The following is a 16,065-nucleotide window of genomic DNA, read 5'->3' on the forward strand; positions in this document are numbered from 1 at the left end:
TTGGAGATTTTGATGCGCCTCACTCCGTTTGTCCTTTGCCTTGGTCTTGCCGCTTCGGCCCTGCCGGTCGCTGTGGTCGGCCAGCGTCCAGACGACCAAATCGCTCCCCAATCGCTGGCCCTCATGAAGCAAGGCGAAACGCTGCTGGCCCAGGGCAAATATGTCGAGGCCGACGACGCGTTGGAAACGGCGCTTGCGGTCGATCCGAAGAACCGCGCGGCGTTCACGGTCATGGCTCGGGTCGCGATCAAGGAAAAACTGTTCGGGCAGGCAATCCGCCTTACCAACAAGGCACTGGCGCTTGAGCCGACCGATCGCGATGCATTGGCGGTCCAGGGCGAAGCGATGGTCGAGCTGGGTGCTCTTCCGCGCGCCAGGGACAATCTCGCCAAGTTGCAGAAGCTGTGCGGAACGGCCGGCTGCCCGCAGGTAGCGGTGCTTTCCACGGCGATCGCCAAGGGGCCGGCGCTGGCCGCGGCCAAGGCGCCGGAAGTCCCTAAGAAGAACTGAGCGCCCTCGCGAGGGCGACAAATTCCGCGACGCTGACCGTTTCAGCCCGGCGCGCGGGATCGATTCCGAGAGCCGCCAGGGCGTCGAGCGCGTCAGGCATGGCCTTCAGGCTTGACCGAAGCATCTTGCGCCGCTGGCCGAACGCCGCTGCCGTGAGCCGCTCCAACAGGCCTGCATCGACTCCGTCCGGTTCTTCAGCAGGAACAACATGCACGACCGCCGAGGCCACCTTGGGCGACGGCACAAACGCCGAGCGGTGAACAGCCATTGCGATGCGAGGGGTCGCGCGCCATTGCGCGGCCACTGACAGGCGGCCGTAATGCTCGCTTCCAGGTTTGGCGACGATCCGCTCCGCTACTTCGCGCTGGAACATCAAGGTCAGCGACGACCACCAAGGCGGCCAGGGGCCTGCAAGCCATCGGAGCAGCAACGCGGTTCCGACATTGTAGGGCAGGTTGGCGACGATATGCGCCCCGTCGCCGGCCTCGGCTCGCTCGTCGATTTCCAGCGCATCGCCGGAAATGACGTGAAGGCGCTCGGCAAACTCCGCCTCCAGCTCGGCCAGCGCGGGCAGGCAGCGCCGGTCGCGCTCGACCGCGACAACCTTGGCCCCCGTTTCCAACAGAGCTCGTGTCAGGCCCCCAGGGCCTGGCCCCACCTCATAGACCGATGCATTGTCCAACGGCCCGGGGATCGCCGCAATCCTCGCCAACAGCTGACGGTCAAGGATGAAATTCTGGCCGAGGGACTTGGCAGCTTGCAGCCCATGGCGGGCGATGACCTCGCGCAGGGGTTCCGGCCCTGCCAATTAAGCAGCCACTGCCGCGCGGTGAACAGCGCTTTCGGCCGCCAATCGGATCGCCGCGGCCATCGCACGCGGGTCAGCCTGATCCTGGCCTGCGATGTCGAATGCCGTGCCATGGTCGGGCGCCGTGCGGACGATCGGAAGCCCAAGCGTGATGTTGACCCCTTCCTCGAAGTGGAGGGCCTTCAACGGGATCAATGCCTGGTCGTGATACATGCACAACGCCACGTCATAGTTCGCCCGGGCGGCAGCGTGGAACATGGTGTCGGCGGGGTGGGGACCGGTTACCCTCCAGCCTTCGGCGCGCAGGGCCTCGATCGCTGGCATGATCAATTCAATTTCCTCGCGCCCGAGCGATCCGCCTTCGCCGGCGTGAGGATTGATGCCCGCAACTGCCAGCCGTGGATCGGCAATGCCGAAGCTGCGCTGCAATCCGCGCAGCGCGGCGCGGCCGCGAGCTTCGATCAGTGCGGGCGACAGCGCGCCGATCACTTCGGCCAGGGGGATGTGGGTCGTAACCGGCACGGTGCGCAGCGTCGGACCGGCCAGCATCATCGCCACGTTGGTAGGAGAGACGCCACAGCGTTCGGCAACAAATTCGGTCTGGCCAGGATGAGTGAATCCGATGGCATAAAGCTGATGCTTCGATACCGGCCCGGTCACCACTGCCGAGGCCGACCCCGAGCGGGCCAGTCCGACGGCAAGCTCAAGTGCATCGAGCGAGCAATGGGCGCCCGCGACGCTCGGGTGGCCGGGAATGTCAGCCGCGACCGACGCGATCGGCAGGATCGGCAGACCGACATCAAACGCGGCGTCCGCCTCGCGGGGATCGTCAATCGTGGCGATGGGGCCGTCCCATACAGCGGCAAGGCTGCGCGGATCGCCGATTGCGACGAACGGCGGCAGGTCAAACCGGGCTCGATGGTCCCAGCATTTGCCGACAACCTCGGGGCCGATACCGGCGGGATCGCCAAGCGAAACCGCCAGTGGACGATAGCTGCTGGCCATGGGGCCGCCTTAACGGAAGTCGATCACCGCGTCACGCCGCAGGTCGCGCAGATAACGCCGCGAGCGCAGGTTGATCCGCTCCTCGTTGATCTGGGCGAAGACCTGATCGAAACTGGGCATGCTGGGGTCGACCTCGTCCCGGCCGCATAGCACGAGCACCCGGACGCCTTCTTCGATCGAGCCGAATGGACGGGTGGCTTGGCCGACCTGCATCTGCAACATCATTTCCTGCAGCTGCGGCGGCAGGTCGCGCATCTTTACATCGTCCGACTGGACGACTTCTCCGTTGAATTCGCCGGCAATGCGCTCAGCGCCGCCGCACCCGCCGATATTCTGCACCGCCGCTGCGAAGCGCCCAAGGATCGGCTCCGCTGACGCCCGGGTCGATCCCTTGGGAAAGGCGACAGTGAGCTGCTTCAAACTGAGGACGGCGTTGCGCGGATCGGCGGTCAGTATCTTTCGGACATCCTGGACAGCGACGATCGAATAGCCACCCTGAACCTTGATCGGGGCGGAGAGCGTCCCCGGCCGCATCTGGCGGACGGCATTCGCAAGCTGGTCGGGCAACTGCTCGGGCCGGACCCAGCCAAGATCGCCGCCAACGGCCGCCGACGACGACTGCGAGAATTGACGGGCGTAGCCGACAAACGAAGCCCCTTGCTGCAGGGCGTTGAAGATCTTGGCCATATTGCCCTGGACTTCGGCGTCGTTGCTGCTGTTCGCGGCGAGGAAGATCTCGCCCACGCGATACTCTTCGGCGCCCTTCGACGCTTCGAGCTTCTTGATGACCGCCTGGACCTCTTCGTCGCCGACGCTGACGCTGCTTTCAATCTTCTTCGATTGCAGCCGGCGCCAGGCGATTTCGCCCTGGATCTGGCGGCGCAACGAGCGGATCGAGGAGCCGCGCGCTTTCAGATAATTCGCCATCTGGTCCGGCGTTTGCTTCGCAGTGTTGGCAACCCGCGCGATGGTCTTGTCGATGTCCGCATCGGAGATTTCGATCTCCTCCGCCTTCGCTGCCTGGATTTGAAGGGTCTCGTCGATGAGATTGCTGAGGATCTGCTGGCGCAGCCGATCGATCTGGTCTTGCGGGATTGGCGTATTGTTGGCGATCGACAGGAAGGCGAGTCGCTGGTCGATGTCGGTCTGGGTGATGACCTCACCGTTGACGATGGCAGTCGCTTTGACCACCGACGGCATGGCGGAACCGAACAGTTGCGGATTTTCCGGCAGCTTCAAGGTTGCGGTCGAATCCACCGTCGGCTGCTGTCCGGTGCCCTGCGCCAGCGCTGCTGCCGCAACGGTGAGGCCGATCGCCAACGGAGCGATCCGCGTCAACCAGGTCGAACGATCCAAATGCTTCACTACCACCCCTAAAATTCCTTTGTAGCCAACGCTATAGGGAGTTGCCTTTATCGCTGCGGGCTGAACCGAAGCTTAGCGGCCGATGCCCTTCAATGCGAAATTTATCGAAAAAGTGCTGCCCTTGCGGAACTCCCCGATGCGCTCATAGTCGCGCTTCCACGCCACGCCAAGCTCAAGGCACTCATCTTCATATGTTATTCCAACGCGATGCCGGACTGGATCGAATCCATCGGCCAGGCTGATCGGGTCTTCGTCCTTGCTCGTCAGATCGAGCACGGTCGATCCAAACACTGACCAATAGGGGTGGAATTGCCAGCGGCCAGCGAGCCTCAGCTCTTCCTTGTCGCGGAGATCCTCGACGGTCGGCGATATGTCTCGGTTGAGTCTCAGATAGCCGGCCTGGATATAGGTCAGGTCGGTACCCACCGTAAGATCGACCTCGCTCCGGCGAAGGGCCAGATTATCCTTGTCGATCCGGAAACGGTTGGTGATGTCGACCAGCCGGCCAAAACGGATTCGGGTTCGGCCGACGATGTCAGAAAATCTATCGGAAAGGCCGGTCCCGTTAGGAAATATGCCCGGCTCGCGAGTGAGGCGATAGCTCTGGCCGATCACGGTATAGATTGACCATTTGGGACGATCGAGCGCCCATTCGAAGCCGTAGGTTACGCGCGACCCGTCCTCCCACCGGTCGTATCCCGGGAAACGGTTGAGGGCGAAAAGGTTGCTATCCTCCAGGTCGACCGCCCTGGCGTCTTCATTGGGTATCTTGAGATTGTCGAGGGCGGGCGTGAGGACCAGCTGGAGCCTCGGCGTCAGCGTCTGAGTGCCGCCCCAAAGGGAGCCCACCAACGGCCATTTAAGATCAGCGGCGAGCGCCGCGATTCCGCGAAACTGCCAGCCCTCTTGGCCGCGATAGATGTCGACCGTTGTCTCGGCGGAATCGTCGGTGTGATAGGCGTCCGCCCGGGCATAGGCGGTGAAGGTCAGCTCCTGGCCCATCTGGGTCAGCTTCTTCAGGTCCCAGCGGGCGCTGGCGAAGGCTCGCTGCGTGTCCTGGCCATCGACGCGCAGGATCGCCAGGCTGTTCGCCTGCAACTCAACCTGTCCGCCCAGCACCGGATCTTCGAGCCGGAAGCGGGCATCGATCGCCGGCAACGCGATCGGAATCCTTTTCTGGACGTCGGTACTTCTCAGACCCTGGAACGCCCAGCCTTCGATCGAGACATAGCTGTCGAGGTCGATTCGCTCGGCACTGACGAAGTTGCGCAGGCGGTCGTCCCGGCTGATGTCATACTGGCGGGTGATGGTCTTGTCCGTCGCGCCCCGCAGCGAGCTGGTCAATGTCCAGTGGGGGTCGAGCTGGAAACGGCCATTGGCCTCGAAATAGCCCCGGAGCCCATGGCCGTCCGCAGGCGTGGGGTCGACTGCGTCCGCTTCCGGAATGTTGCCATAGGTGAGGAACGCGCCGACTTGATAGGCGCCGGTGGACGTGAGGTGCCGCCACCGGCCTTCCAGCGCCGGCGCCGAGCCGGTGTAGAGATGCGGCGTGACCGTGAGATCGCGGTTGCGGTCAAGCCGCCAGTAATAGGGCAGGTTCACTTCAAGGCCGTTATTGCTGTCGATCCGGATGCCCGGCACCAGCGTCCCGCTGAACGCGCCCTCCCGCGAGCCGTCACCGATGCTGAATACCGGCAACAACGGCAGGGTCAGGCCGAGGATAGTCAGCCGGCCGCTTGCAAAGCGGATCCGGCCTGTCGTGCTGTCCCGGCTGATCCGTGCAGCGGTAATTTTCCAGCTGGGGTTCGCCGGGCAGCCGGCGGCAGTGGTGGCCGGACAGGCTGAATAGACTGCATTGACCAGCTCTGTCTGGTTTCCGCTCCTCGTACCGCGCACGGCGGCGATCCGGCCGCCGCTTTCGAGCACGATCAGCAAATTCTCGATCGTGCCGTCCTTGAGCGATTCGCTGAGGTCCACCCGGTCGCCGATGAATTTGTCGCCCTGCGGATTGATTGCGACGACGTTGCCCTCGGCGACGACCCGGCCGCTGTTGCGGTCCCAGCTGACCCGGTCCGCGGCGAGGTAGTTGCCGTCGCGAGACATGCGCACTTGCCCCTCGGCAGTGACGATGTCGCCGCTGGTGTCGTAGGTTACCTGGTCCGAGCTAAAATCGATTACTTGCTCGGCCGCCGGCTCGGCCGCCGCCGGCGCGCTCTGGGCCAGCGCGGCGTTGGGCAAGGCCATGAACAGGGGCAGTGCCGTCAAACACAGGCCAATCGATCGCACTGCCAACACGCCCCGCAAGGTCCGAAGAAGATGGAACCAGTGCCTATTGCACCTTGTTCCAAGGGCGGCAATCCGCCTTGCGACGGGAGCCGACGGGCCGCCCCTTTGCCATGACGCAATGGAGGTCTTAAGGAGCGGCCAACTTTGAACGCATTACGCTGAGGAATTTCATGGAAATCCGCTTCTCCGACACTCGCCCGAGCGGCGATTTTGCACTGGTGCTTCCTGCCGCCGGATCGACGCGACCCGGCCTCGACAGCATTGGCGACGCCAAGAGCGCCGTTGAAGGTGCGTTGAAGCGCAACCGCTTCGAGGGCGAGTCCGGCGCGATGGTCGAACATTTTGTCGAGGGCGATAAGGGCGGCCGGCTGCTCGTAGTTGGCACCGGTGACGACGCAACCTTGGGCGAGGGGCCGGAGAAGCTGGGCGGCGGCGCAGTGGCACGCCTGCTTACCTCTGGCGAAACCAGCGCGGTGATCGATCTTAGCGGGCTCAACTATGACGCCGATGCAGCTGCCCGGGTCGCGCTCGGCGCAGCGCTGCGCAGCTGGCGCTACGACCGCTACCGGACCAAGCTCAAGGACAAGCAGAAGCCGACCCTGACATCGGTCACGATCGTCGGAGCGGGAGCAGATGCCGAAAAGCGCTATGCCAGCCGCTACGCCGCCGTGGTCGAGGGCGTGTCGCTGACGCGCGAACTGGTTACCGAGCCGCCCAACATCATTTACCCGGAAACTTTCGTTGAGCGGGTGCAGAAGAGCATCGAAGGCCTCGGCCTCGAGGTGCAGGTGCTCGGCGGCGAGCAGATGGCAAAACTCGGCATGGGCGCGCTGCTGGGCGTATCCCAGGGCTCGGTGCGCGAGCCCAGGCTGCTGGTGCTGAAGTGGAATGGCGGCAAGCAGGGCGATGCCCCGGTAGCCTTCATCGGTAAGGGCGTGACCTTCGATACCGGCGGCATCTCGATCAAGCCGGCCGCCAACATGGAAGCGATGAAGTGGGACATGGGCGGTGCCGGTGCCGTGGTCGGCGCGATGAAGGCGCTCGCCGGGCGGAAGGCGAAAGCCAATGTCGTCGGCGTCTGCGGCCTGGTCGAGAACATGCCCGACGGAAACGCCCAGCGGCCGGGCGACGTGGTCACCACCATGTCCGGCCAGACGGTCGAGGTAATCAACACCGACGCCGAGGGCCGGCTGGTGCTGTGCGATGCGATGACCTGGACGCAGAGAAATCTGAAGCCGAAGACAATCGTCGATCTCGCGACCCTGACTGGCGCAATGGTGATCACGCTTGGCCATGAATATGCCGGCATCTTTGCCAACAACGAGATTCTCGCAGCGGCGCTCATCAAGGCGGCGGACGCCAGCGGCGACAAGCTGTGGCGCCAGCCCCTGGCGGAGGCTTATGACCGGCTGATCGACAGCCAGATTGCCGACATGAAGAATGTCGGCCCGCGTGAGGCGGGGTCGATCACTGCGGCGCAATTCCTGCAGCGCTACGTTGATGATGGCGTCGCCTGGGCGCACCTCGACATCGCCGGCATGGCGTGGTCGGACAAGGACAAGCCAACCTATGGCAAGGGCGCGACTGGCTATGGAGTGCGGTTGCTCGACCAGTATATCGCCGATACGGCCGAGGGCTGATCAGAAGCGGTGCGCGTCGACTTCTACCAACTCGGCGCGGCGCAGCCCGACAGCGTGATTGCCGCAATCGCAGCCAAGCTCGTCGGCGAACAGCAACGCCTGCTCGTAGTCGCCGGGGACGAAGGGCTGCTTGCCCGGCTCGACCGTCAGCTATGGGACCAAGGCGCAGCCAGCTTCTTGCCGCATGGTTTGGCGGGCGGTTCGGACGATGCGGCCCAGCCGATCCTGCTGTCGACTGGAACCGACGCGCCCAATCTTGCCCGCAACATGTTGATCGCCGACGGCGAATGGCGTGAGGCGGCGCTGGGTTACGACCGCGCCTTCTATCTGTTCGACGAAGCAACGCTGGAAGGTGCCCGGCTGGCCTGGAAGCTTCTTGCGGGCCGCGAGGGTATCGAGCGCAACTACTGGTCAAATGAAGACGGAAAGTGGGTCAAGAAGGCCTGAGCCTTGCCCTCGTCCCCTGAGCCCGCACGGTCTTGATCGTTTCAGGCTCAGCCTGAAACGTGAATCTAGACCGCACTAAGGTCTGGAGCCTGATTCACGGTGAAAATGGAAGCGGCGGCACTTCCATTTTTAACGATCAGGCTCTAGGGCGCGGCCAATTCCAACCCCTGACAATCCTGGAGCCTTCACGATGGCGGTTACCCGCACCTTTTCGATCATCAAGCCCGACGCTACCCGTCGCAACCTGACCGGCGCGGTCACCAAGCTGCTCGAGGAAGCGGGCCTGCGTGTGGTCGCTTCGAAGCGGATCCACATGACCCGCGACCAGGCCGGGGGCTTCTACGCGGTCCACAAGGAGCGGCCATTCTACAACGACCTCTGCACGTTCATGACCTCGGGCCCGGTGGTGGTCCAGGTTCTCGAGGGCGAGGATGCGGTCAAGCGCAACCGTGACGTGATGGGCGCAACCAATCCGGCTGACGCGGCCGAAGGCACCATACGCAAGCTCTATGCCGAATCGATCGAGGCCAATTCGGTCCATGGGTCGGACAGCGACGAGAATGCGGCGATCGAGATTGCCTTCTTCTTCCAGCCCAACGAAATCGTCGGCTAAGCTGTCCGGGGGACAGCTGAAGTCCGGCGATTGGCGGCTAACGGCTGAGACCGGCCAGCCGGAGCGAGCGGCCGCCCAACAGGCCGCCGCCGTCCCAATTGTAGCTGATCACGTAGGAGCCGGTGGCGGACTTGTCCGCGCCGGCTTCGACATATTTGGCGTCGATCCGTACGCGGACGCGATGCATGCCATCGCCTTCCTCGGCTGATTTGCCGAGCGCATCTTCCAATGCCTTGGCGCCCAGCTCGCCGTCGCCGCCAAGCTCGATCTTGGACGCACCAACCGCAATCGCCAACGACTGGAGCGCATGGCTGCCCTCGACCGGTGTGATTTCGAGTACGCGGCCCTCGTCAGCCACATGACCGCCGAGCCTCAGCGGGATCGACGCCTGCTTTTCAACCACCAGCGGCTTCTCATCGGGCTTGGTATATTCGCGCCACAGCCCAAGGCCGGAGACAACGAGGGCGGCAATGGCAATCGCCTCGCCCAATGTCACCCAGCGCAGCCGTGATTTTTTCTTGACTTCAGCTTCACTCATCGTCGTGCAAACCCGGTTTGGGGAGTTTGTCGACTGCTTAGCGGCCCTTGCCTCAGCTTTGTAGCCGCCGTGAACTTAATCGCCTCAGCCAGTTTCCGATGCATCGCCAGACGTGAGGTAATCGGGCTTCATGACAGTTGATCCAGTGGGCGCCGGTTTGGCGGGTTGGAGCAGCCTGAGGTCGAACTTCTCCCTGAACTGGACCCCGAATTGCGTGCCCTTCACCCAGCGAATCTCCGCGTCGATCAATCCGCCGGCGGCGAAATCGAGCTGGATTTCCGCCCCAACCGTCATTTCTTCGCGGCATTCGACCAGCGCCCCGCCCGACGAGATATTCCTGAGGCGGGCGCCTTTTACCTGCCCCAGGTGATGGAGCAGTGTTGCCCTGATAATCCGGATACGCGGTTCGCGCGGCGGCAACTGTGCAGGCAGGGTTGCCGCGCCTTTCTTGGCCAGCTCCAGGGCTTCCTCGGCAGGCATGGGCTTGCCGAAGATGTAGCCCTGGACCAGTGGGCAGCCGAGGTCGCGCACCAGCTGCAGTTCCTCTGGCGTTTCGACCCCTTCGGCAATGGTCCGCATCTTGAGGTCGGATGCCAGGCCCACCATCGCCCGGATGAGCGCGGCGTTGCGGCTTTCCGGGTCGGATGCGCCGTTGACGAAGGACCGATCGATCTTGATCTTGTCGAACGGAACGCGCTGCAGGTAGCTGAGGCTTGAATAGCCGGTACCGAAGTCGTCGAGCGCCAGCTTGATCCCAATATCCTTGAGGGCTCGGATCATGTCGTGGACGTGATCGTCATTGCTGAGGAACACACCCTCGGTAATCTCAAGTTCCAGCCGTTTGGCGGGAAGGCCAGTGTCGCCAAGCACCATGCGCACGGTCGAGGTAAGCGCCGGCGATTTGAACTGGATCGGCGACAGGTTTACCGCGACCGAGATATGCGGCGGCCAGTTCGCCGCTTCTGCGCAGGCAGTCCGAAGCACCCATTCGCCGATCTCGTCGATCAACCGAATCTCTTCGGCCAGGGGAATGAATACTGCCGGGCTGACCGGGCCATGCTCTGGATGGTCCCAGCGGATCAGTGCTTCGAAGCCGGTTACCTCCTCGCTCGAAGCATCGACCTGGGGCTGGTAGACGACCCTGAGCTGACCCTTTTCGAGAGCGACCCGCAGGTCGGACTCCATCAGCTGACGCTCGCGCGCTGCTTCGTGCATTTCCGGCGCGAAGAAGCGGAAGCATCCCTTGCCGGCTGCCTTTGCCGCGTACAGCGCAAGATCGGCGTCGCGCATCAGATCGTCGGAAGTCCGATCGTCATAGTCCGAAGTGACGATCCCGACCGAAGCGCCGATCGAAACCAGCGTGCCGTTGATCGTGTAGGGGCGCGACAGGCTGTCGATAATGCCCTGGGCGACCTTCGACAGCTCATCGTTCGACGACATGGCTGGCAGCACCACCTGGAATTCGTCGCCGCCAAGACGGCCGACTTGCCCGGCCTTGCCGACTTCGTCAGTCAGTCGCAGGGCGACCAACCGCAAGAGCGTGTCTCCGGCCGGGTGACCAAGCGTATCGTTGACTGCCTTGAAGCGATCCAGGTCGAGCAGGAACACCGAGCAGCGGTGCTTTCTCCGCACTGCTCCAACCAGCGCGTCGTCCAACGCGCGCCGGAGGGCTTCGCGGTTGGCAAGGCCGGTCAGCGAATCCTGCCGGGCCAGGCGGTCGAGTTCGACCTCCGACTGGCGCATTTTCGTAAGGTCGGAAGCATAGCCCCTGAACCCGAAGAAACGGCCAGCCTCATCGTGGACCGGCCGGCCCGAGATCGACCACCAAATCTCGTTCTTTGTCTTGGCCCGGACGATCAGGTCCTGGAAAGCCACGTGCGACGACAGGTAGAAGCCGAGCGTCCGCTCCGACGTTCCGGCGCCGTCAGCGGTCTCCGAGAAGGTGAGGTCGGAGAAGGGCCGATTCAGCAGGTCTTCCGGTTCCCGCCCCAGGGCGCGGGCGACATTGTCGCTAATGTAGGAAAGCGTTCCGTCACGCCCGGTTTCCCAGAACCAGCCTTTTTCGCTGTTCTCAAACTCCTGGATGAGGCCTTCGGCGCGCGACGATTGGGGACGCGAATCGTCCTGGGCCGAACTGGCCCCCGGTCTCAAAAATTTTCCGATCGTTCCCACTCGTGCCTCAGTCCTCGGACGGCAATGCACTAATGTGGTTTAAATTCGGTTAGGTTTCGAAAGTTTAGTCGCAGCTGCGAGACTTGGGCTCAATTGCCGGCCGCGCCCGCCGTACGCTTGTAGCTCCACCGTTCGGGCTTGCTGCCATCCGCCAGCGAAACTTCCGCATCGAGACCGGTGTCGGTCGCGACATAGCGAAGTCGTTGCGGATAATCGTGAGACGCGTTGATGAAGGTTACCGATTTGGCGTCCGCCTCGGTCGCCTTGAAGCCGACTGCCGGAGCGCCCTTTGGCGAGCCATAGAAGGTTATCGATCCGTCCGTGCCGCGCTCGATCCGCATCCATTCCCAATGGCCGACACTGTCGCCCGTGCCGGTCCGGCCGGAGCCGATCATCACGCCGCCGCGAGTGTCGGTCCAGCACTCTTCGGTCCATTGCCCGGCTTCCGTCCGCTGTTCCCAGCAGCCGGATAGAAAGGCCGGCATGGCGACCGGTGCGGCGACGGCGGCTTCGGCCAGCATCATCAAGGCGATCATCGGCTCGCTCCCCCTTTTGCGGCGGAGAAGCTACTCGCCGGCAGAATCGACGTCGATCAAAATTCGTTCGCGACGCGCAGCAGCTTGGTGAGGCGCGGCGGGGCCATGGCGGCCCAGCTGCGCTGCAGCCAGCCGGCGACATGATCCCAGTCGACTCGTGGACGGTCCAGCTTGATCCCGATCCAGTCGGACGGGCCGTAATAGGCGGGACGGAAATATAGCTCGGGCTCGGCCTCGATCAGCTGGGCCATCTCGTCCTGGCCGCTGCACTTGACCAGCACGCCGACATTTTCCTCGCCATGGTGTCGGTTCCACATGATTCCGAAGAATTTGCTGCTGCTCTTGCTGCCGACCTTCCAGCCGGGCGAGCCATGGCTCGTCTGGAAACCGGTTTCGGGCAAAGCCAGCGCAAGCTCGCCGACCTTGTTGGTGATCCAGTCGAAATCGCGCGTTCGGTTGAGATAGCGAATGACGGTATCCGGATAGAGCTGGTGCTCGGCAATCAGCACCCGCTCGGCGAGCGAATCCGGCGTGTCGTTCGAAAGAACGGCAACCTCGACCTGGCCAAGGATCTCGCCACCGTCGACGTCCGGGCTGACCAGATGAACGGTCGCGCCACTGAATTTATCTCCGGCGGCAAGGCAGGCCTCATGGCTTTTCAGGCCTTTGTGCCTGGGCAGAAGCGAGGGGTGGATGTTGACCATACGGCCATCCCATTTTGCGACGAATTCCTCGGGAATGATCCGCATGAAGCCGGCGAGGGCGACCAGGTCGATGCTCGCAGCCTCCAGCAGCTGTTGCAGTCGGGTCCAATAGGAGGCGCCAAGCTCCCTGGCATTCAATGCCTCGGTCGCCACGCCCTCGGCACGCGCAATTTCAAAGCCGTCTGCATCAGGCTTGTCGCCGGTCACCATCGCGACCTCGTAGGGGCAATCCTCGGCGCGCGAGGCATAGATAAGCGCGGCCATGTTTGAGCCGCGGCCCGATATCAGTACGGCGACACGCGACCGCTCAGCCATGATGGCTGGCCGACCAGTCAGCCAGCGCGCTCCAGGTCCCGGCGCCGCCATGGACCGTGCAGCCCGTATCGCCGGGCTCGATCCGGCCGATGCAATGGACGATCTCGCCCGCTGCTTCCAGCCTTTGGGTTACTTCCGCCGCATCGTCCGGCGCAACGATCGCAACCATTCCGATCCCGCAATTGAATGTCCGCGCCAGCTCGTCCGGTTCGATCGCTCCGCCGGCCTGGAGGAAGGCGAACAGGAGGGGAAGGGGCCAACTGTCGGCATCGACCATCGCGTGGGCGCCTTCGGGCAACACGCGCGGGATATTCTCCAGCAAACCGCCACCGGTGATGTGCGCAAGGGCGCCGATCTTCCCCTCGCGCACCAGCGGCAGCAGGCTCTTCACATAGATTCGCGTCGGCTCGAGCAGGATTTCGCCCAGCAGCCGATCCTGCTCGAACAGGGCAGGGCGGTCGAGCTTCCAGTCGTTGACCTCGATCAGCCGGCGGACAAGCGAGAAGCCGTTACTGTGCACGCCTGAACTGGCGAGACCCAGGATGACATCGCCTTGGGCGATCCGAGTGCCGGTCAGCGCCTTGGAGCGGTCGACCGCCCCGACGCAGAAGCCGGCAAGGTCATAATCGCCTTCCGAATACATTCCCGGCATCTCTGCCGTCTCGCCGCCGATCAGCGCGCAACCGGCCTGACGGCAGCCCGCGGCGATCGATGCGACCACCGCGGCGGCCACCTCATTGTCGAGCTTGCCGGTAGCATAATAGTCGAGGAAGAAGAGAGGCTCGGCACCCTGGACGATCAGGTCATTGACGCACATCGCCACCAGGTCGATGCCGACGCCGTCATGCTTGCCGGTATCGATCGCGAGCTTGAGCTTGGTGCCGACACCGTCATTGGCCGCGACCAGCAGCGGATCTTCATAGCCCGCGGCTTTAAGGTCGAAAAAGCCTCCGAATCCACCCAGCTCGGCGTTGGCGCCTGGGCGGGCGGTGGCTTTGGCCAGCGGTGCAATTGCCTTCACCAGCGCATTGCCGGCAGCGATCGACACGCCGGCATCGGCATAGGTCAGCGGCTTGGAGTTCGACGACATGGCGGTGCGACTAGAGCCTGATTGTATGAAATGGAAGCGAGGGCCGCTTCCATTTCATACGTGAATCGTGCTCTCGGACATGGTCGTGACCTTGATTCACGCTTCAGGCTGAAAAGCCTGAAACGATCAAGGTCGGGCCATATCGCGCTTGGAATTCCACGCCATTGTCGCCAAAAGCGCGCAGATGCTTCTTCGTCGGCCTGCTGTCCTCATTGCCGCCACACTGCTTGCCCTTGCCGGAATGGGCGGGGTCTTGGTCGCGCAAATGGAGAGCGGCGAGCGGGGAATTCTGCCGATCGACAGCTCCGGAACGCTGGAAATCACCGGGATCAAGGTCGACGTTGGCGGCAAGGACGCGGATTCGGCCCGCTATTCCGGCTGGCGCATCGCCCAGAGAGAGGGCTTCAAGGCGCTTTGGGCCAAGATGAACAAGCGCCCGGCCGGTGAAGCTCCGAATCTTTCGGATTCGACGCTTGATAATCTGGTCAGCTCGATCGTTGTCGAGAATGAACAGATTGGCCCCAACCGTTACATCGCGACGTTAGGCTTGCTGTTCGATCGGCAGCGCGCCGGCGAATTGCTCGGCCTCGCCGGCGAAGTGCGCCGCTCGGCGCCGATGCTGCTGATCCCCGTGCTGATCTCGGGCGGTACGGCAACCAGCGTTGAGTTGCGTAACCCTTGGCAACGCGCCTGGGCCCAGTTCCGTACTTCTCAAAGCGCGATCGATTATGTGCGGGTCAGCGGGCTTGGCGTCGACCCCCTGCTGGTCAACGCGGCCCAGACCCGGCGGCCGGGCCGCGGTTGGTGGCGCAACATCCTCGACCTTTATGGCGCGGCCAATATCCTGGTGGCCGAGGTTAGGCTCGACCGGCTTTATCCCGGCGGGCCAAGCAAGGCGCTATTCGTCGGCCGGTTCGGACCCGACGGGCGAACGCTGGGCAGTTTCGAGCTGACTGCGCGGAACAGCGACGATCTGCCGCGGATGATGAACGAAGGTGTCCAGCGCATGGACGATCTCTTCACCCAGGCGCTGGCCGCGGGTATCGTTCGCGGCGATCCCGACCTTATTATCCAGCCACCTCCACCGCCCAAGGAAGAGGAGGAGGCGCCGGTAGCGGCAGAGATCGCACCGACCGTTATCCAGGTTCTGGTGATCGAGCGCGGTGAAGCAGCCGCTGTCGCACAATCGGTGGCACAAATCCGCGGACTTGCCGGTGTCATTTGGGTAACCCAGGCGCCATTGCCCAACGGCAACGCGAATCTGTCGGTCAATTATCGCGGCGACATCAACGCCTTGGGGTCGGCGCTTTACTCGCGCGGCTGGTCGGTCACCAACCGTGGCGGCGTCCTCTATGTGACCAGGGGAGCCGCGCCGGGGGTAAGCCCAACCCAATGAAGCAGCCGGCGGACCAGATCGCGCTGCCGCTCGACTGGCCGCAAGCCAAGGACTCCAGCCGCTTCATACTTTCCGAGGCCAACGCGGCCGCATTCGAACATTTCCGCAGCTGGAGCCTGTGGCCGGTCAAGGCGACCATGCTGACCGGCCCGCGACGATCGGGCCGTTCCTTGCTCGCCCGCGCCTTCGTTGCCCGGGTCGGCGGTCGCCTGTTCGACGACGCCCAGGGCCATGACGAGGAAGCGCTGTTCCACGCCTGGAATACAGCGCAGGACGATGGTCGCCCAATTGTCATGATTGTGGACGATGTACCTCCGGTTTGGGAGGTAGCTTTGCCCGATCTTCGAACCCGACTGGCGATTACCCCGATTGCCCGCATCGAGCAGCCGGACGATGGGCTGTTTCGATCCATCATCCGCCTGCTGTTCGCGGATCGCGGGCTGCACGTTCCGGACGATGCGCTGAGGTTTATCGGCGAGCGGGTCGAACGGAGCTATTTCATGGCCGAGCGAGTAGTGGAAACGATCGACCGTTTCGCCATCGCCGAACGAGCAAGGCTGAGTCTGCCGACCATAAGGCGCGCCCTCAGTGACGGCGGCATCATCGATGCGCGGGGCGCAGCATGAACGTCCAGCCCAAA

15 protein-coding genes are annotated in these 16,065 nt (G+C 63.4%); 6 read left to right on the top strand and 9 right to left on the bottom strand.

Annotated elements, in window-relative coordinates; genetic code table 11:
- Window positions 1–12: 12 nt before the first annotated feature.
- Window positions 13–510: a tetratricopeptide repeat protein gene (locus LZ518_RS02975; protein WP_249914551.1), complete on the top strand. Its 498-nt coding sequence runs from the start codon at window positions 13–15 to the stop codon at window positions 508–510.
- Here LZ518_RS02975 and rsmA read toward each other — a convergent pair.
- The 4 genes from rsmA to LZ518_RS02995 all read right to left on the bottom strand — a co-directional run bounded on the left by rsmA (window position 497) and on the right by LZ518_RS02995 (window position 5,932).
- On the bottom strand, window positions 497–1,318 hold the full coding sequence (rsmA, locus tag LZ518_RS02980; RefSeq protein WP_249914552.1) for a 16S rRNA (adenine(1518)-N(6)/adenine(1519)-N(6))-dimethyltransferase RsmA: 822 nt from the start codon (window positions 1,316–1,318) through the stop codon (window positions 497–499). The two genes, LZ518_RS02975 and rsmA, sit on opposite strands and share 14 nt — an antisense overlap.
- Entirely contained in the window at window positions 1,319–2,323 is a 1,005-nt protein-coding gene (gene pdxA / locus LZ518_RS02985; RefSeq protein ID WP_249914553.1) for a 4-hydroxythreonine-4-phosphate dehydrogenase PdxA, read from the bottom strand. It lies immediately after the preceding gene.
- A gap of 9 nt (window positions 2,324–2,332) precedes the next feature.
- A complete protein-coding gene (locus tag LZ518_RS02990; protein ID WP_249914554.1) occupies window positions 2,333–3,688 on the bottom strand; it encodes a peptidylprolyl isomerase in 1,356 nt (451 codons plus the stop codon).
- Between the two features lie 72 nt (window positions 3,689–3,760).
- Window positions 3,761–5,932, bottom strand: a complete 2,172-nt coding sequence (locus LZ518_RS02995; protein WP_249914555.1) for an LPS-assembly protein LptD — start codon at window positions 5,930–5,932, stop codon at window positions 3,761–3,763.
- A 212-nt stretch (window positions 5,933–6,144) separates the two neighbouring features.
- On the opposite strand from LZ518_RS02995, the gene LZ518_RS03000 reads away from it, so the two are divergent.
- The 3 genes from LZ518_RS03000 to ndk all read left to right on the top strand — a co-directional run bounded on the left by LZ518_RS03000 (window position 6,145) and on the right by ndk (window position 8,674).
- The gene (locus LZ518_RS03000; RefSeq protein WP_249914556.1) at window positions 6,145–7,614 is read left to right on the top strand and encodes a leucyl aminopeptidase; all 1,470 of its coding nucleotides are present in this window, start codon (window positions 6,145–6,147) and stop codon (window positions 7,612–7,614) included.
- Between the two features lie 9 nt (window positions 7,615–7,623).
- Window positions 7,624–8,061: a DNA polymerase III subunit chi gene (locus LZ518_RS03005; RefSeq protein WP_249914557.1), complete on the top strand. Its 438-nt coding sequence runs from the start codon at window positions 7,624–7,626 to the stop codon at window positions 8,059–8,061.
- A gap of 190 nt (window positions 8,062–8,251) precedes the next feature.
- The gene (gene ndk, locus LZ518_RS03010; RefSeq protein ID WP_249914558.1) at window positions 8,252–8,674 is read left to right on the top strand and encodes a nucleoside-diphosphate kinase; all 423 of its coding nucleotides are present in this window, start codon (window positions 8,252–8,254) and stop codon (window positions 8,672–8,674) included.
- A 37-nt stretch (window positions 8,675–8,711) separates the two neighbouring features.
- On the opposite strand, the gene LZ518_RS03015 is transcribed toward ndk, so the two are convergent.
- The 5 genes from LZ518_RS03015 to purM all read right to left on the bottom strand — a co-directional run bounded on the left by LZ518_RS03015 (window position 8,712) and on the right by purM (window position 14,029).
- Window positions 8,712–9,212 (bottom strand): hypothetical protein, encoded by a 501-nt coding sequence (locus tag LZ518_RS03015; RefSeq protein WP_249914559.1) that lies wholly within the window; start codon window positions 9,210–9,212, stop codon window positions 8,712–8,714.
- An 84-nt stretch (window positions 9,213–9,296) separates the two neighbouring features.
- Window positions 9,297–11,363, bottom strand: coding sequence for an EAL domain-containing protein (locus tag LZ518_RS03020; protein WP_249914560.1), 2,067 nt, complete (start codon window positions 11,361–11,363; stop codon window positions 9,297–9,299).
- A gap of 110 nt (window positions 11,364–11,473) precedes the next feature.
- A complete protein-coding gene (locus LZ518_RS03025; protein WP_249914561.1) occupies window positions 11,474–11,920 on the bottom strand; it encodes a DUF6265 family protein in 447 nt (148 codons plus the stop codon).
- A 56-nt stretch (window positions 11,921–11,976) separates the two neighbouring features.
- Complete coding sequence (gene purN, locus LZ518_RS03030; RefSeq protein ID WP_249914562.1) at window positions 11,977–12,939, bottom strand: phosphoribosylglycinamide formyltransferase; 963 nt, start codon at window positions 12,937–12,939, stop codon at window positions 11,977–11,979.
- A complete protein-coding gene (gene purM / locus LZ518_RS03035) occupies window positions 12,932–14,029 on the bottom strand; it encodes a phosphoribosylformylglycinamidine cyclo-ligase (protein WP_249914563.1) in 1,098 nt (365 codons plus the stop codon). The genes purN and purM overlap by 8 nt, the downstream gene beginning before the upstream one ends.
- A 184-nt stretch (window positions 14,030–14,213) precedes the next feature.
- Here purM and LZ518_RS03040 point away from each other — a divergent pair, with 184 nt between their 5' ends.
- Window positions 14,214–15,425 (top strand): heavy-metal-associated domain-containing protein, encoded by a 1,212-nt coding sequence (locus LZ518_RS03040; RefSeq protein ID WP_249914564.1) that lies wholly within the window; start codon window positions 14,214–14,216, stop codon window positions 15,423–15,425.
- Window positions 15,422–16,051, top strand: a complete 630-nt coding sequence (locus tag LZ518_RS03045) for a P-loop NTPase family protein (RefSeq protein WP_249914565.1) — start codon at window positions 15,422–15,424, stop codon at window positions 16,049–16,051. The genes LZ518_RS03040 and LZ518_RS03045 overlap by 4 nt, the downstream gene beginning before the upstream one ends.
- Window positions 16,052–16,065 lie beyond the last annotated feature (14 nt).

Origin of the sequence: Sphingomonas brevis (genome assembly GCF_023516505.1) — a bacterium.
Lineage (GTDB): Bacteria > Pseudomonadota > Alphaproteobacteria > Sphingomonadales > Sphingomonadaceae > Sphingomicrobium > Sphingomicrobium breve.

Excerpts from the sequence above, each read along its gene's own strand:
- LZ518_RS02975 (WP_249914551.1), top strand. The coding sequence starts at position 13 with ATGCGCCTCACTCCGTTTGTCCTTTGCCTTGGTCTTGCCGCTTCGGCC.
- pdxA (WP_249914553.1), bottom strand. The coding sequence starts at position 2,323 with ATGGCCAGCAGCTATCGTCCACTGGCGGTTTCGCTTGGCGATCCCGCC.
- LZ518_RS02995 (WP_249914555.1), bottom strand. The coding sequence starts at position 5,932 with ATGGCCTTGCCCAACGCCGCGCTGGCCCAGAGCGCGCCGGCGGCGGCC.
- LZ518_RS03000 (WP_249914556.1), top strand. The coding sequence starts at position 6,145 with ATGGAAATCCGCTTCTCCGACACTCGCCCGAGCGGCGATTTTGCACTG.
- ndk (WP_249914558.1), top strand. The coding sequence starts at position 8,252 with ATGGCGGTTACCCGCACCTTTTCGATCATCAAGCCCGACGCTACCCGT.
- LZ518_RS03015 (WP_249914559.1), bottom strand. The coding sequence starts at position 9,212 with ATGAGTGAAGCTGAAGTCAAGAAAAAATCACGGCTGCGCTGGGTGACA.
- LZ518_RS03025 (WP_249914561.1), bottom strand. The coding sequence starts at position 11,920 with ATGATCGCCTTGATGATGCTGGCCGAAGCCGCCGTCGCCGCACCGGTC.
- purN (WP_249914562.1), bottom strand. The coding sequence starts at position 12,939 with ATGGCTGAGCGGTCGCGTGTCGCCGTACTGATATCGGGCCGCGGCTCA.
- purM (WP_249914563.1), bottom strand. The coding sequence starts at position 14,029 with ATGTCGTCGAACTCCAAGCCGCTGACCTATGCCGATGCCGGCGTGTCG.
- LZ518_RS03040 (WP_249914564.1), top strand. The coding sequence starts at position 14,214 with ATGCTTCTTCGTCGGCCTGCTGTCCTCATTGCCGCCACACTGCTTGCC.
- LZ518_RS03045 (WP_249914565.1), top strand. The coding sequence starts at position 15,422 with ATGAAGCAGCCGGCGGACCAGATCGCGCTGCCGCTCGACTGGCCGCAA.